Annotated in this window: 16 protein-coding genes; 14 read left to right on the forward strand and 2 right to left on the reverse strand. The window is 63.6% G+C overall.

The genetic code is table 11. From position 1 onward, the window contains the following. The first annotated feature begins 19 nt into the window (after nt 1–19). The 3 genes from JQ507_34530 to JQ507_34540 are packed head-to-tail and all read left to right on the forward strand — an operon-like array spanning nt 20 to nt 3,062. Entirely contained in the window at nt 20–1,174 is a 1,155-nt protein-coding gene (locus JQ507_34530; GenBank protein QRI69890.1) for an 8-amino-7-oxononanoate synthase, read from the forward strand. Next, a complete protein-coding gene (gene bioD, locus JQ507_34535) occupies nt 1,171–1,803 on the forward strand; it encodes an ATP-dependent dethiobiotin synthetase BioD (GenBank protein ID QRI69891.1) in 633 nt (210 codons plus the stop codon). The genes JQ507_34530 and bioD overlap by 4 nt, the downstream gene beginning before the upstream one ends. Continuing rightward, a complete protein-coding gene (locus tag JQ507_34540) occupies nt 1,800–3,062 on the forward strand; it encodes an adenosylmethionine--8-amino-7-oxononanoate transaminase (protein ID QRI69892.1) in 1,263 nt (420 codons plus the stop codon). The genes bioD and JQ507_34540 overlap by 4 nt, the downstream gene beginning before the upstream one ends. An 80-nt stretch (nt 3,063–3,142) precedes the next feature. Here JQ507_34540 and JQ507_34545 read toward each other — a convergent pair whose 3' ends face one another. Continuing rightward, nucleotides 3,143–4,435: a YXWGXW repeat-containing protein gene (locus JQ507_34545; GenBank protein ID QRI69893.1), complete on the reverse strand. Its 1,293-nt coding sequence runs from the start codon at nt 4,433–4,435 to the stop codon at nt 3,143–3,145. A 449-nt stretch (nt 4,436–4,884) separates the two neighbouring features. Here JQ507_34545 and JQ507_34550 point away from each other — a divergent pair, with 449 nt between their 5' ends. From JQ507_34550 to JQ507_34570, 5 genes are all read left to right on the forward strand, one after another. Further along, a complete protein-coding gene (locus tag JQ507_34550; protein ID QRI69894.1) occupies nt 4,885–5,487 on the forward strand; it encodes a pilus assembly protein N-terminal domain-containing protein in 603 nt (200 codons plus the stop codon). Nucleotides 5,488–5,492: 5 nt separating this feature from the next. Continuing rightward, entirely contained in the window at nt 5,493–6,044 is a 552-nt protein-coding gene (locus JQ507_34555; protein QRI73639.1) for a pilus assembly protein, read from the forward strand. Between the two features lie 17 nt (nt 6,045–6,061). Further along, a complete protein-coding gene (locus JQ507_34560; GenBank protein QRI69895.1) occupies nt 6,062–6,583 on the forward strand; it encodes a hypothetical protein in 522 nt (173 codons plus the stop codon). Nucleotides 6,584–6,599: 16 nt separating this feature from the next. Continuing rightward, entirely contained in the window at nt 6,600–7,934 is a 1,335-nt protein-coding gene (locus tag JQ507_34565; protein QRI69896.1) for a hypothetical protein, read from the forward strand. A gap of 360 nt (nt 7,935–8,294) precedes the next feature. Beyond that, nucleotides 8,295–9,704 carry an MFS transporter gene (locus JQ507_34570; protein ID QRI69897.1) on the forward strand — a complete coding sequence of 470 codons (1,410 nt, stop codon included), beginning with the start codon at nt 8,295–8,297 and terminating at the stop codon, nt 9,702–9,704. Here the strand turns inward: JQ507_34570 and JQ507_34575 are convergent. Beyond that, complete coding sequence (locus tag JQ507_34575; protein QRI69898.1) at nt 9,701–10,603, reverse strand: LysR family transcriptional regulator; 903 nt, start codon at nt 10,601–10,603, stop codon at nt 9,701–9,703. The genes JQ507_34570 and JQ507_34575 overlap by 4 nt on opposite strands. Nucleotides 10,604–10,696: 93 nt before the next feature. Here JQ507_34575 and JQ507_34580 point away from each other — a divergent pair, with 93 nt between their 5' ends. From JQ507_34580 to JQ507_34605, 6 genes are all read left to right on the forward strand, one after another. Beyond that, complete coding sequence (locus JQ507_34580) at nt 10,697–11,398, forward strand: haloacid dehalogenase type II (GenBank protein ID QRI69899.1); 702 nt, start codon at nt 10,697–10,699, stop codon at nt 11,396–11,398. After that, on the forward strand, nt 11,385–12,623 hold the full coding sequence (locus JQ507_34585; protein QRI69900.1) for a CoA transferase: 1,239 nt from the start codon (nt 11,385–11,387) through the stop codon (nt 12,621–12,623). Before JQ507_34580 ends, JQ507_34585 begins: the two co-directional genes overlap by 14 nt. A 22-nt stretch (nt 12,624–12,645) precedes the next feature. Further along, on the forward strand, nt 12,646–13,068 hold the full coding sequence (locus tag JQ507_34590; protein QRI69901.1) for a PaaI family thioesterase: 423 nt from the start codon (nt 12,646–12,648) through the stop codon (nt 13,066–13,068). 190 nt (nt 13,069–13,258) lie between these two features. Continuing rightward, nucleotides 13,259–13,630 carry a hypothetical protein gene (locus JQ507_34595; GenBank protein ID QRI69902.1) on the forward strand — a complete coding sequence of 124 codons (372 nt, stop codon included), beginning with the start codon at nt 13,259–13,261 and terminating at the stop codon, nt 13,628–13,630. Between the two features lie 283 nt (nt 13,631–13,913). After that, entirely contained in the window at nt 13,914–15,272 is a 1,359-nt protein-coding gene (locus JQ507_34600; GenBank protein ID QRI69903.1) for an integrase arm-type DNA-binding domain-containing protein, read from the forward strand. A 43-nt stretch (nt 15,273–15,315) separates the two neighbouring features. Beyond that, nucleotides 15,316–16,038: a hypothetical protein gene (locus tag JQ507_34605; protein ID QRI69904.1), complete on the forward strand. Its 723-nt coding sequence runs from the start codon at nt 15,316–15,318 to the stop codon at nt 16,036–16,038. The last annotated feature ends 91 nt before the right edge of the window (nt 16,039–16,129 follow it).

The raw sequence follows: 16,129 nt of genomic DNA on the forward strand, positions 1-16,129 counted from the left end.
TTGCATCCGAGAGAGAAGCATGAGCGCAATCCATGCGGCCAACGCCGCTGATTACGCCGCGGCCTTGCACGCCCTGAGCAAGGACGATCGGCTGCGCGGCCTCAAGCCGCGCGCGGGCATCGATTTCGTCTCCAACGACTATCTGGCGCTCGCAAACGCGCCGCGCATCAAGCAGGCGGTCGCGGCAGCGCTCGAGGCCGGCACGCCGGTCGGCGCCGGCGGCTCGCGGCTTTTGCGCGGCAATTGCGAGGAGCACGAACGGCTGGAGACTGAAGCCGCCGCGTTCTTCCGTGTCGAGACCGCGCTGTTTTTCGGCGGCGGCTATGTCGCCAATTTCGCGGTGCTGACGACGCTCCCGCAGCGCGGTGATCTGCTGGTGCTCGACGCCCTGGTGCATGCCAGCATTCACGAGGGCGCGCGGGCCGGCCGGGCCGAATTCAGGTTCAGCGCGCACAATGATCCGCAATCGGTCGAGGATACCATTCGCGGCTGGCGCGCCGAGGGTGGAACGGGCCGGGTCTGGATCGTGATCGAGAGTGTCTACAGCATGGATGGCGACATCGCCCCGCTCGACGAGCTCATCGCCATCGCGGATCGGCACGATGCGTTCCTGATGGTGGACGAGGCGCACGGCACCGGCGTCTATGGCGAGCAGGGGCGTGGGCTCACGGCCCCCTATGAAGGGCGCGATAACCTCGTGATCGTCCATACCTGCGGCAAGGCGCTGGGCGCCGCGGGCGCGCTGGTCACGGCCCCGACCGTGCTGCGCGACTTCATGGTCAATCGCTGCCGCCCGTTCATCTTCGCCACCGCGCCATCGCCGTTGACGGCGGTTGCCGTGCGCGAGGCGCTGCTGATCCTGCAACAGGAGCCCGAGCGCCAGCAGCGCCTGGCAAAGCTGGTTGCGTTCACGCATCGCGAGCTCGACCTGCGCGGCTGGCGCAGCCCGTCGCGCTCGCAGATCGTGCCCTATATCGTCGGCGACAATGCGCGCGCGATGCAGCTTGCCTCAGCATTGCAGGCCCGCGGCTTTGACGTCAGGGGCATCCGGCCGCCGACCGTGCCGGCGGGCACCGCGCGGTTGCGGATCGCGCTGACCCTCAATGTCGACGAGGACGACGTGCGGGCGCTGCTCGATGCGCTTGTCGCGGAGACCAACGGATGGCCGCAATGAGCAATGGGATCGTGGTGACCGGAACCGATACCGGGATCGGAAAGACCATCTTCTCGGCAGGTCTCTCCGGCTTCCTCGGCGCGAGCTACTGGAAGCCGGTTCAGTCGGGGCTCGACGAGGAGACCGATGCACAGCTGGTTGCGCGGCTTGGCGGCATCCCGGCCGATCGCATCGTGCCGGAACGCTACCGGCTTCGCACGCCGGCGTCGCCACATCAGGCCGCGGCGATCGACGGGGTGCGCATTGATCCCGCCGCACTCGACGTGCCGACATCAGGAGATCGGCCGCTCGTGATCGAGGGCGCCGGCGGGCTGATGGTGCCGCTGAACGACGACACGCTCTATATCGACATGTTCGAGCGCTGGCAGCTGCCGGTCGTGCTCTGCGCCCGGACGGCGCTCGGCACCATCAATCATTCGCTGCTGTCGGTCGAGGCGCTGCGCAAGCGCCGGATCGACATCCTCGGGATCGCCTTCATCGGCGAGAGCAATCCCGAAAGCGAGCGCGCCATCTGCGCGTTCGGGCAGGTGCGCCGGCTGGGCCGGTTGCCGTTGCTGTCGCCGCTCACGGCGGACACGCTGCAAGCGGCATTCAGGGATTCATTCCGGCGCGAAGATTTCAATCCATGATGCCCGCACGCAAATCACCGATCTGGCACCCGTTCACGCAGCATGCGCTGCATGGCGAGATGACGTGGATCGTGCGCAGCGAGGGCGCCTATCTCTACACCGCGGATGATCGCCGCATCATCGATGCGATCGCGTCCTGGTGGGTGGTGACCCATGGCCATTGCCATCCGCATATCGTGCGCGCGATCCAGGAGCAGGCGGAACAGCTCAATCAGATCATCTTTGCCGGCCACACCCACGATCCGGCCGAAACCGTTGCGGCGCAGCTCCTGAAGCTCGCGCCCGATGGCCTCGACTACGTGTTCTTCTCAGACTCCGGCTCGACCAGCGTCGAAGTGGCGCTGAAGATGGCGCTCGGCTATTGGCACAATATCGGCGTGCCGCGCACGCGGATCATCGTCATGGAGCACTCCTACCATGGCGACACCGTGGGGACGATGTCGGTCGGCGCGCGGGGCGTCTTCAACAAGGCTTACGAGCCGCTGCTGTTCGACGTCGCGTCGATCCCGTTTCCGGCGGCTGGCTGCGAGCAGGCCACGCTAGATGCCCTCGAGGCGGCATGCAGGGAGCAAACTGCGGCAGCGTTCATCGTCGAGCCGCTGATCCTCGGCGCCGGCGGGATGCTGATGTATCCCGCTTGGGTGCTCAAGGAAATGAAGCGCATCTGCGAGGTCTTCGGCGTGCTGTTCATCGCCGATGAGGTGATGACCGGCTGGGGCCGCACCGGCACCTTGTTCGCATGCGAGCAGGCCGATGTCAGGCCGGATATTGCCTGCTACTCCAAGGGGCTGACCGGCGGATCATTGCCGCTCGCGGTGACGTTGTGCGGTGCCGAGATCTACGACGCGCATTATTCCAGCGACCGTTCGCGAACCTTCTTCCATTCCAGTTCCTATACGGCGAATCCGGTCGCCTGCGCCGCCGCCAGGGCGAATCTCGAGCTCTGGCAACACGGCGCGGACGCGCGCGTCGCCTCGCTCGCCGCGATGCAGGAGCGGATGCTTGCGTCCTTCCATGCCGACACGCGGTTTGAAAACGTCCGCCGCACCGGGACCATCACCGCACTCGACCTGAAGGCCAGCGATGCCGGTTATCTCGCCGGCATCGGCCCAAAACTCCAGGCCTTCTTCGAACGGCGAAACCTGCTGCTACGGCCGCTCGGCAACACGATCTACCTGATGCCACCCTACTGCGTCACGGAAGCGGATCTCGCGGAGATCTACGCCGCGATCAGCGATGCCGCGGATGAACTGACCTGAGGGCGCACTTCGCGCCGCGCTGCTTCCGATGGTCTCTATCTCAAATCGGCGTGCCCTTGCGAGCACGCCGATGCACTGGATCATGCGTGCCTGTGTGGCGCCGGATGCGGCCTCGCTGCCGCAGGATGCGGGCGTGGCGCAGGATGGGGCCGCGGTGCTGGCCGTGACACATGCGGCGCAGGCCGGCGCGGCGGTGGCGGGCGGTGCACAGCCTGTTGCGCGACGCGCGGCGCCGGCGGGTGCGCGACCGGGCGCGGCGGTGGCGGTGCATTATGTGCGACCTGCGGCCTCGGCGCATGCATGGCTGGTGCGGCAACGTGCGGCGCCGGTGCGGGATGGTTGCCTGCGCCGGCCAGCGTGTTCGCTGTCGCGAGCGGGTGTCCTGCCGGTGGAGCGTGTCCCGTCGTTTGAGTGTGTTCTGTTGGTGGGGCGTGCACTACCGGCAGCGCGCTTCCTGTCGGGAGAGCGTGGCCTGCGGGCGGAGCATTTCCCGTCGTTTGTGCGTGGTTTGTCGGTGGCGCATGCACCGGCGGCAGAGCATTTCCGCTCGGCAGCGCGTGCCCCGGCGGTACGGCATTTCCCGTCGGCAAGGCGTGTCCTGCCGCAGGCTGTGCATGCCGGGGCGGCGGTGCCGCGATCGGCTTGCCCGGACGCGCGGCGATCACGCCCGCGCCGCTGAAGTGTGCGGCGTGCGCGGTCGCGGCGACGGCCGGATGCCCATGATTGTTGGCGAGCGACAGCGCCGGATCCTTCATCGCCGCTTCGGCGTGCCGGGTCTGCTCGGCGGTCGCAGCCACGTGGTGCTCGTTCATTGCCGAGAGTTGCTGCGGCGTCGGCCTCACCGTGGTGCCGCCGGTGCCGCCGTTGTAGCTGATGTTGGTCGTGTTGTTGATCACGGTCTTGTTGTAGACGTTGGTGACCGAGACATTGGTGATGTTGGTGACGGAGCGGTTGTAGAAGAAGCTGCCGCCGCGCCAGTAGCCGCCCTCATAGCCGAGACCGGTGTAGCCGAAGCCATAAGAGATGCCGCCGTAGAAGCCGACGGTCGCTCCCCAGTAGCCGGCGTGGAAAGCGTAGACACCATCGTTCCAGCCCCAGTAGCCGGGTGTCCATAGCAATTCAGGTGCGGGCGGCAGCACCCATGTGCCGGGCACCCAGTAGTAACCGGTATCGTCGCTCCATGCCCAATAGCCCGGGGTCCAGATGTAGCCGTCGCCGGGAATCGGCGGCTGATCGTAGACAGGCAATGGAGGCGGGGCCACATCGACGCTGATGCCGATGCCGATGGCGATCTGCGCGCGGGCAGGGGTGGGCGGCAAGAGACAGCAGAGGCTGAGAGCTATGGCGAAAGGCAATCCGGCGATGCGGCGCATGGCACATACTCCAATCTTCTTCCCCCGGCTTCGGAGTCGAATAGGCGCCTCGACATGAACCCGTTGTGAATGTCGGTGTCGATGCGCGATCACGAGATCGCGCGGCCATGAAATTGTTAGCAGCGGCAAACGCAATTCAGCTTGGTGTCAGGATGGAACGCGATCATGCGCGCTCGGCGTTCGAACACGGGCCATGCGGCTCGCATGAAACAGGAGGGGGCTGCGCACTCAGCGCCAGCACCGCTGCGACTCCGCGGCTAAGAACCAGAGATTTGTGCTGATCGACTGAGCACCGTCGTCTCCCGAGTGACGGGTCGCTTGTGTACCCGACACGATCCAAATGGGCGTTCCCGTAGAAACACCGGCTTGCCGAAATCCGACATCTCCCTTCAGTCGTTGATAATGCGGGAAGCGTAGCTTGCTCAAACGAAGCCGGCCACCCTGCCGTATTGGTCAAGATCAACCTCCTTGAACCCGCGATGATTCCCTGCACCCAAGGCTTGGCCCGGCAGTGGTCGCTTCGAGACACAGCGGTTCGCCGCCGCCGTCGGGGTCACATGCCGTGGCTGGCCGCAGGCTGCTTGGCGCTTGCGGCGGCGTCATCGCTTGCGACAGGCGACGCGGCTGTTGCGGTCGAAGCCATGGCGCCAATCGTCGTCGAAATTGATCACGCAACGCTGATCCAGATGCCGGCACGGCGGCGTATCCTCGTGTTCGACAATCCGCGGATCGTTCGCGCGACTTATCTGCCTGAAGGCGATCGCGCGGTGCTGACGGGAATCTCCTATGGCGAAACGCGTATGATGGTGCTCGGCAATGCCGGCGAAGTCGTCGCCACGTCGACCGTGCGGGTCTTGGAGGCGGCAGACGCCGCCGTCACGGTCTATCGCGGGCAGGAGCGCGGGACTTATGTCGACTGCGACCGGCTATGCCAGCCGCGGTTGCGGCTTGGTGATGCCGACAAGCAGTTTGGCAATGCTGTGGGACAGATCCGCTCTCGCGAGCCCAGGCAGGTCGAGCCGCCGCACACGGAAAGCGGGGCGCATTTGTGACGGATATGTCCAGCCATTCAAGACGTCGAGGGTTTCGGCGGTCGCATCGCATTTGGCGCTTCTTGCGCGAGGGACGTGGTTCGACCGCGGTCGAATTTGCCATTCTCGCTCCCCTTTTCATCGGACTTCTCATCTCGATACTGGAAACCGGTATCTATTTTTTTGCCCAGAACGTCCTGCAAGCTGCCGCCGTTCAATCCGGGCGATCGTTTCTAACGGGGCAGGCTCAGGCCAGTAACCTGACGGAGGCACAGTTCGTTTCCCGGGTGTGCCCGAGCATTCAGGCCTTGTTCAATTGCGGCAGCCTGATGGTCGACGTGAACACCTATGCCTCGTTCAGCGCAGCCAACGTTTCGATGCCAACGTTGACGTACAACGCCCAAGGTCAGGTCACCAACGGCTGGAGCTACAACCCAGGCACTGCCGGCCAGATCATGGTCGTACGGTTGCTGTACCAATGGCCGGTCATCACCGGTCCGTTTGCCCTTATCCGTCCGAATCTGTCCAACGGAACGTCCCTCATCATGGGGATAACCGCCTTCAAAGTGGAGCCGTGACGGTCATGGGCGCTCGAATGCACCGCCGTTTCATTGCCTCGACAGGCGGCGTCGCCGGGATCGAATTCGGCATGATACTGCCGCTTCTCATCGGCTTGCTTCTGGCATTCTACGACGCCGGCACGGCGGTCGCGATCTACACCAAGACCCACTTTGCCACCGCAACGCTGGCGCAGATCACCAACCAGTACAACAGCACGTCGGAGCCGATACACGATACCGACATGGCCCAAATACTGGGAGCAACCGCGGCGGTGCTCGCACCGTATTCCAGCACACCCGCCACATCGAATGTCTCGCAAATTGCAATCAGCTCGTCCGGCGCCGCCACTGTGAGCTGGAGTACGAATCGCACCCCGGGTTCGAGCTTCCCGCTCCCCTCGGCACTCGCTGTTCCTAACAGCTATCTGATCTACGCCACCGTGAGCTACACTTTCACGCCCGCGTTCGGTTCTTTCATCACCGGTCCGATCACGCTTTCCGATTCGATTTATGTTTCGCCGCGAAACAGCGCGTTCGTTGCACGCATTTCACCATAGACGCATGAAGCGGCAGATGTCGGCACAACGACCGCTCACCAGACTGTTGTCGGTAGCCAAGCGGTTCAGAGGCGCCAGGAGCGGCAATGTCGCGATTATTTTCGCCTTTGCTCTCGTGCCGATGGTGCTGGCAACGCTCGGCGTCGTTCAATACGGCCTGGCCATTTCGCTCAGGACCAAATTGAACGCGATTGCCGACGCGGCCGCATTGCAGGCGGTTTCAAACCCCGCGATGCTGACCTACGTCAATACGGGGGCGACCGGCCAGGCCAATGCGACGGCGATGTTCAACACCCAAGCGGCAGCCGTCAAGGAAGGCAAGGTTTCATCGTTGAACGTCAACGTCACGGCCTCGGGAGCAACGACAACGTCGCCGGGTGCGTTGACGGCGACCGTCAGCTACACGGCGACCCTGACGAGCCTGCTGCCTGGCCTTCTCGGCAGCACCTTCACCTCTGTCAGTGGAACATCGACTGCAACCGCGACATTGCCGACCTACGTGAATTTCTATCTGCTTCTCGACAATTCGCCGTCGATGGGCATCGGCGCAACTGCGGCCGATATCACCAAGATAGGCAGCGTCAACGGAGGCTGCGGTTTCGAGTGTCATTCGCCTGAGGCCACCCAAGGCAACTATCCCGGCTATACCACGGGCTATGTGAGCGGCGCCTCCAATCGGCTTGATGCGCTCAAGACAGCGGTTCAGCTGATCATCGCGCAGGCCCAGGGCGAAATGGTCTCAGGGCAGTATAAGTTCGCCGTCTACACCTTCAACAATTCGGTCACCAAGCTTTCCGGTCTGACTGCGAATCTGAATCAGACGTCGTCCGATGTCGGCTTCGCGAACCAGAGTGGCGGCATTCAGTTGCCGACGACCGACCAAGGCACCCAGATCGCTGACGCCGTCCAATGGCTCACCCAGAATGCAGTGACATCGGGCTCCGGCAACGGCACGCAAGCCTCGCCGTTTCAATTCGTGTTCCTGGTGACCGACGGCGTTGAAGATCATGCCTTTGGCTATCAGCCGGGCAGCTACGACACGCTGACGAGTCCGGTCGGCTCCTGGTACGGTACGCCCTATGCCAGCGTGCTGCTCTGGAGCCCGGTCTGCGCCAACCTCAAGAGCAAGGGCGCGACGGTGGGGGTGATCTATACCACCTACATCAATGTCGGTGGGCTTCAGTACACCGACATGGTTGCGCCGTTCGCGAGCAATATCGCCGGCGCCCTGCAAAATTGCGCATCATCATCGAGCTTCTTCTTCCAGGCGAGCGACAGCACAGCGCTGCAGAACGCGATGCAGGCGCTGTTCAACAACGCCCTCCAGCAGGCCGCGCATCTTTCGCAGTAAGCGACGGGAACGCGAGGCCGTTGGTTTCGCTGACGTGTTTCTCTCCAAGCCGCTTGAAAATAGCCAATCCGTGACGGCGTCGAATCTGCCAACTTGAATGCGGTCACGTCACCAATACGCAGAAGCCGATAGTGTCGAGTTGTGACGCCGATCCCATGCCAACCCGCTCCCGTACGCTATACATCAGACGATAGTTGAGACCCGCGCCGATGTCTTGTGCCGCGATCATGCCGGCCGCGTCAGCTTCATCACCGCGCCAAATAGTCGAATTTTCGTTTTGAATTGGACGGCGACCCCCTGCGCGTCATCAATCGGTGACCGGAGCATCCGGTTCCCAAGAAGACGACGGGGAGGTTTGGCATGGCGCGATCCGCCGACATCGACATCAACGCGGGCGCACGCCTCGACCGGCTGCCGACCTGTGGATTCCACTGGCGCATCCTGGCCCTGATCGGGGCCGGCATGTTCCTCGATGCATTCGATATCTATCTGGCCGGCGGCGTGTTGGGTGCGGTGCTGAAGGACGGCTGGTCGACGCTCGAGCTCAATGCCGCCTTCGTCTCCGCGACCTTTGTCGGAATGACGATCGGCGCCTGGTTGTCCGGCATCCTCGGCGACCGCTTCGGCCGCCGCTTCTCCTACCAGATGAACCTCGCGATCTTCGGCCTCGCGTCGATCGCGGCGGCCTTCGCACCGAACATGATGGTCCTGATCGTCCTGCGCTTCATCATCGGCATCGGGCTCGGCGCCGAGATCGTGGTCGGCTACGCGACCCTGACGGAGTTCGTGCCGGCCGCATCGCGTGGCCGCTGGATCGGGCTCTTGGCCGTCATCACCAACTTCTCGCTGTTCGCATCGTCCATGGTCGGCCTGTGGGTGATTCCGACGCTCGGATGGCGCTACATGTTCGGCCTTGTCGGCATCCTGGCGATGGTCGTCTGGATACTGCGCAAGTCGATGCCGGAATCGCCGCGCTGGCTCGCCGCCAACGGCCGCGCGGATGAAGCCGAGGACATTCTATCGGCGATCGAAGCGGAGGCCGCGCGCAAGGGGCCGCTCTCTGCGGTCGTCGCCAGCGTGCCGGCACAGGAATCTGCTGGTTCGGTCTGGCGTCTGTTCCAGCCGCCGTATCTTGCGCGCACGCTGCTCGGCAGCCTGTTGCACATCGTTGTGGGCTTCAGCCTCTACGGATTCATCGGCTGGCTGCCGAGCTTCATGGTCAAGGGCGGCCACAGCGTGGTGTCCTCGCTGGGCTATACCTCCGTGATGGCGCTGGGCGGGCCGGTCGGCTCGCTGATCGGGCTCGTGCTGGCGGACCGGCTCGGACGCAGGCTCTCGATCGTCGGCTCGTCGATCGCGGCAGCGGTGCTCGGCTTAGCCTATCCGCATATGGCGGACGGTATTGCGCTCGCAGCCGTGGGCTTCCTGCTCGTCACCGCGATCTATGTCATGCTGGCGACCGGGTTCGCGATGCACGTCCCTGAACTGTTCCCGACGCGCTATCGGCTTCGCGGCACGGCGATCTGCGCCACCTCCGGACGGATCGCGACCGCGCTGGTCCAGTACGTCGTGGTCGCGATCTTCGCCTGGCAAGGATTGACCGGCGTGCTGACGACCCTGGCCGGCATCCTCGTGGTCCAGGCCGGGGTGTTTCTTGTGTTCGGATTCGAGACCAGGGGGCGATCGCTGGAGGACGCATCGGCAGTGGCGGAGGCCGAAGCGGGAAGCCGGCCGTCGATCGCGCGGAGGCCGGCGGATATCGGAGCCTAACCCAGACCGGTGCAAGCCGCCCTGATCCGGTCGCGGAGCCAGCCGTTCGCGTTGCTCTGATCGTATCGGCGGTGCCAGTACAGCATCCAGTCGAACGGTGCGGACTCGAACGGCAGTTCCTCCATTCGAAGGCCATCGTCCATCAGCACGGCCGCGAGATGCCTCGGCATCACCGCGAGCAGATCGGTCTGCTTCAGAACGTGCGGTACGACCAGCCAATGCGGCACGTTCAGCGCGATGCGTCTGCGGTGGCCGCGCTCGGTCAGCACGTCGTCGACGAAGCGCAGATCGGCCGGGCTGATCGAGACTTTCATGTGCTCCTGCGCGATGAAGCGCTCGAAGGTCAGCCGTCCGCGCTTGATCTGGTGGCCGCTGCGCATCAGGCAGACCATGCGGTCGCGCAGCAGCGTCTCCGAACGGATCGATGCGGAATGGTCGAGCCCCATGCTGACCGCGACGTCGATCTCGTCCCGTTCCAGTGCATCGATCGTCAGCGCAGGCGGCAGATGGATGATGTTGTAGGAGATCCGCGCGTCCGGCGATCGCGCCGCTGTGAGCCTCGGCAGCAGCAGGCAGGCGAGAATATCCGACATCCTGATCGTGAAGGTGCGTTCCGTCCGGCCCGGGTTGAAGCCGGCGTCGCTCGCCATCACGCGCTCGACCTGGCGCAGCACCTGGCGCAGCGGCTCCGCCAGTTCGGTGGCGCGTGGCGTCGGCTTCATGCCGCTCGTCGTCCGCACCAGCAGTTCGTCCTCGAACATCGCGCGCAACCGGTTGAGCGCGTTGCTCATCGCCGGTTGACTGAGGCCGACGCGGTCCGCCGCCTTGGTGACGTGACGCTCGGCCAGCAGTGCGTCCAGCGCGACGAGCAAATTGAGGTCGATGGATCGAAGGTTCATTCGTCATTCATAACGTGAATAACGGCAGATCACAAATCCATTTCATCCATGATGGCGAAAGGCGTATCAATCGCTCAGAACAAGGAGGCATCAATGAGCTTTGAGACGATCAAGCGCGACGTGAAGATCTGCATGTTCGATCAGTACGGCACCGTCGTCGACATGCAGGGCGGCCTGATTAAAATCGCCGCACCGTTCCTTGCAAAGAAGGGCTGGAAGGGCGATCCGAATTCCTTCGTCACATGGTGGCGTCGGACCCATTTCGAGAATTCGATGATCGATGCGCTGCTGCATCGCGAGCACACGCCCTATCGCGAGATCGGACACCGCGCAGTTGCCCATGTGATGGACCGCGCGAAGATCGACCACACGATGGACGACGTGCGCTATCTCGTCGGCGAGATCGAGAAGCTGGTGCCGTTTCCGGAAGTGCCGGAGGCGCTCGCGCGGCTGCAAAGCAAATACAAGCTCGTCGTGCTGTCGAACGGCGATCCCGATATGCTCGAGACCGCGAAGCAGCACCACAAGATCCCGTTCGATCGCGTGATCTCGGTGACTGAGGCCAATTCGTTCAAGCCGCATGTCGCGACCTACACCAAGGCGGCCGAGATCATGGGCGTGAAGCCCGATCAGGTGCTGTTCGTGGCCAATCATGCCTTCGACTGCATCGGTGCCAAGTCCGCCGGCATGCGGACGGCCTTCATCGACCGGCGCAGCCGCCCGTTCGGCATCACGCCGCACCAGCCCGACATCCTGGTGCCGTCGATGAAAGACCTCGCCGATGCGATCGTCTGATCGCGAGCCGCTGTCGGGCATCAGGATTCTCGATCTCTGCCGCGTGGTCTCCGGTCCGTTCGCCACGATGCAACTCGGCGATCTCGGCGCCGACGTCGTCAAGATCGAGGATCCCAGGCAAGGCGACGAGAGCCGCCGCTACGGGCCGCCCTTCGTCGGCGGCGAGAGTGCGTATTTCCTGTCGGTGAACCGCAACAAGCGCAGTTGTGCCATCGATCTGAAGTCGCCGGCGGGGCGCGATGCGGTGCTCGATCTCGCATCCGCGGCCGACGTCGTGATCGAGAATTTCCGTCCCGGCACTCTGGACAAATGGGGGCTCGGCTTCGACGCGCTGCGGGCTCGCCGGTCTGACATCATCCTGTGCAGCATCTCGGGGTTCGGTCGCACCGGTGCGGACGCCGCCCGTCCCGGCTACGATCTGATCCTGCAGGGCGAGGCCGGCGTGATGGACATCACCGGCGATCCGATGGGGCCGCCGACCAAGGTCGGTACATCGATCGCCGATCTCGTCACGGGTCTCTATGCGTCGCATTCGGTGCTGGCCGCCTTGATGCGACGAAGCCGGACCGGTGAGGGCGGCCGGGTCGACGTCTCCATGCTCGACGCGATGGCGTCACTCCTGACGTTCAATGCAGGCATGTACTTCGCCACGGGACAAAGCCCGATGCGCCGCGGCAACGTCCATCCGACCATCAGCCCGTATGAGCCGTTCGAGACGAGTGACGGCTGGATCAATGTCGGCGTCGCGAACGACAAATTCTGGGCGGCGTTTTGCGACGTGATCGGTCGTCCGGATCTGCGCGAAGACGTCCGCTTCGAAACCGCCCCGAAACGCGCGGCAGGCCGCAACGAGCTGGTCGCGATCCTCATCCCGATCTTCGCCCAAAGGCGCCGCGCCGACTGGCTGCACCTGCTGGGCGCGGCCGGCATTCCCTGCGGCGCGATCAAGTCGATCGGCGAGGTCTGCGAGACGCCGCAACTGACGCAGCGCGGCATGGTCCAGAGCGTCCGCCATCCGGCGGCGGGGGACGTCAGGTTCGTCGCACGGCCGACGCGGTTCGGCGACGAGCCGCCGGCGCCGTCGACGCCCCCGCCGATGCTCGGCGAACACACGCGCGAGGTGCTTGCGGAATGGCGCGGCTGGACCGACGATCGGCTGGAAAGATTCGCGGTCGAAGGCGCGTTCGGAGATCTTGGACGGAGCTTCGTGCGATCGCACATTTGAGTATCGTCACAAGAGTGTCGTCATGAGGGATATCGCCGAGCAGATGTTGCGCCGCGCCGCCGAGGACGAGCGGCAGGAGTTCGGATCGTTCTTCCTGTCGCGTCTGCTCGGACTTGATATCGCCTATCAGGGCGAGGCGTGCATCGTGTCCTTCGACGCCGTGAGGCCGCTGTTCAATCCGCAGGGCACGCTGCACGGCGGGGTTCTCGCGACCGCGCTCGATATTTCAATGGGGCATCTCGTCAATCACGTCGCGGGCGCCGGTACCACGCTCGAGATGAAGGTGCAGTATCTTGCCGCGGTGCGCGGCGGGCGCGTCACCTGCCATGCGACCTTCCTGAAGCGGGGCCGCAAGACCTTCTTCGTGCAGTCGCAGGCATCCGACGCGGCAGGCGAGCCGATCGCGCATGCCACGTCGACCTGGCAGCTGCTGAACCGCAGCTGAAAGCGCGGTCCGCGCCTAACGCGTCGCGATGCGGGGCCAAGAGGGCCGGTGCCTCCGTGATTTTACGGTACAGACCACCGGACGCGTGTCACCCTTGGAAGCTATTCCGTCCTTGTGGAGCGCTCGCCTCGGTTGCGCTGAGGGGCTATGTTGCGGGGTCACTCACTGGCAGCTTTTTAGGAGTGGATAGGTGCGAGTCATACGAAACGGGTTTCTATCGCTTCTGGCCTTGGGAGCGTTGGCTCCGGCAGGTCACGCGCAGACCACGGTCGCAGCGGTGGAGTGCGATTTTCCACTCGCGTCGACTGATGACTGGAACATGGCCGCGTCGACCCTGCAATACTACATCGATACAGCCGGAGGTTGGAGAGTAAGCCAGGATGCCTTCTCCTTCGATGGCCCGACAAATGTCACGATCAATGGCAAGGAGCAGGTCGCTTCGCTTTCGATCATTATTTCCCGGCAGTCCGGCAAAGCGACCAAGACCCCTTCGTCGGGAGGGAAATCCCTGACGATCAGCGGGGAATTCAAGAAAATGGAATCCAGCGGACGAAAATTCTAAGCGCATTTGGATGGCGACGGCCGCAGGATCGCCACGAGCGATCATCGTCGATCCCATAGTGGCGCACCCGACACGATTCGAACGTGTGACCTTTGCCTTCGGAGAATTTAACCTGCCCTTCGATGCTTTTCGATGGGTTTCGCTCAAATGCGCTATGCCACTGTAATCACTAAACAAATTGAAATTTCAGCTCGCCTGACGTACCCTCGGACACGCTCCGACTTGCGTCCGGCTGCTTACGTGGTGCTTACGCGAGAATGGGAGTTTGGACGGGAGAATTCCCATGCCTAAGCTCACGAAGCGGCTCGTCGACGCCGCGGAGTCGCGGGAGAAGGACTACGTCATCTGGGATGACGAGCTACCAGGTTTCGGCCTCCGCGTCTTCGCCTCCGGCAAGCGCAGCTACGTCCTGCAATACCGAGCCCTGGGCCGCTCGCGCCGCTACACGATCGGCCTGCATGGCGTCTGGACCGCAGAGGGTGCGAGGCAGGAGGCCAAGGTTCAGTTGGGCCGCGTTGCTCAAGGGGACAATCCTGCCGAGGAACGCCAACTCGACCACAAGGCCATCACCGTCAAGGAACTCTGTACGCTCTACGTCAATGACCTGAACGCAGGGCTGATCCTCGGCAAAGGCGGCCGGCCCAAGAAGCCATCAACGGTTGGGACGGACACTGGGCGCATCGAGCGGCACATCATCCCGCTCCTGGGCACGCGACGCGTGAAGGATCTGACCAAGGCCGACATCAACAAGGCCCTCAAGGACATCATGGCCGGCAAGACGCGAGTGTCGGTCAAGACGAAGAAGCTGCGCGGCAAGGCCATTGTCCGCGGTGGCGCCGGAACGGCCACTCGAACGGTCGGGCTCCTCGGTGGCATCCTCACTTACGCTGTCGAAGCAGGCATCATCGCAATCAATCCTGCCCACGGGCTGCGGAAGCCGAAGGACAACGTCCGCACCCGCCGGCTAACGGAAGCAGAATATCGGACGCTGGGCGAGATGCTGATCGCGGCGGAGAAGGACGAGAAGTTCGCGACGACGGTCGAGATCATTCGTCAGGTCGCTCTCACAGGCTGCCGCCGTAGCGAGATGATCGGCCTCATGTGGACGGAAGCAGATACCGACGGCAGTTGCCTGCGGCTGATCGACAGTAAGGAGGGCACCTCGGTCCGGCCTATCGGCCTGCCCGTCGTCGAATTCCTCGAAGAGCGTCGGAAGACAGCCGCCGGCACATATGTCTTCCCCGGCTACGGGGATGACAACGCTTTCGGCAGTTTCCCCAACCACTGGGAGCAGATCTTCAAGGACTCTCCGCTCTCGGACGTCACGCCCCACGTCTTGCGGCATAGCTTCGCGAGCGTCGGCAACGATCTCGGCTTCACGGAGGTGACGATCGCGGCCTTGGTCGGCCATGCCAAGGGCTCCGTGACCAGCAAATACATCCATACGCTCGACACGGCCCTCATCATGGCGGCCGATACGATCGCCGGCTACATTGAGGGCCTGCTGGATGGGAAAGAGTTCAAGCAGACCGCCTACGCGCTTGACCGAGCTTCTCGCAAAGCTGCACTTGCGCGGTTTCTGCAAAAAGCGGCGGGCGAAGACGAAGTGAACGGCGGGGCGGTGCAACGCCAAGCCGCGTAATCTATGCCGCTCCCTCGACTATGACTGTCAAACGGATGGACATATGCAGCGAACCGAAGAGTTCGTCGATGATCGACAGAAGTCGTGGTGCATTCACTGCGCGCGATCGCTTGCTGGCCTTGACACGAGCGACGACCATGTTCCGTCGAAAAGCCTGCTGTCGAAGCCGCGCCCGCACCACTTGCCGGTCGTCACGATTTGCAAGGAGTGCAACACCAGCTTCTCGCGGGATGAGCAATACGCGGTGACGTTTCTGAGCTGCGTCCTCTCCGGTTCCAGCGCGCCCGAGCAGCAATCGAATGCGAGCGCCGCCCGCGCGTTGGCGGCGAGTCCCGGGCTGCGCACTCTGATCGAGCGATCGCGGACCGAATACACGACTGTAGGAGGTGAGAAGCGTTTCCTGTGGAAGCCGGACGCGGAGCGCATCAACCGCGTCGTGGTGAAGAACGCTCGCGGACATGCCTACTTCGAATGGGGGGAGCCCATGCTCAATGCCCCCATCCACGTCTGGGCCATTCCCCTCGAAAGCATGTCTTCCGAGCAGCGCTCGGACTTCGAGGGCGCGGGCGAAGGCCCGGGTTTGGCCGTATGGCCAGAGGTCGGGAGCCGCATGATGTCACGCCTCGTGACCGGCGCGGACCTGCTGGACGGTTGGGTGATCGTCCAGCCCGGCACTTATCGATATTCCGTGGACGCGTCCGGGGCGCTTAGAGTGCGGACGGTTCTATGGGAATACCTCGCCACCGAAGTTCTGTGGGAATCCTAGCCACCAGCGCCAGGAATGATCCGCCCCACCGCTTTCCGCGAAATCGGCGATTCTCCTATTAGATCAGCCTAAATCAGACCAAACCCGCTTT

Origin of the sequence: Bradyrhizobium sp. PSBB068 (assembly GCA_016839165.1) — a bacterium.
Classification (GTDB): Bacteria; Pseudomonadota; Alphaproteobacteria; order Rhizobiales; family Xanthobacteraceae; genus Bradyrhizobium.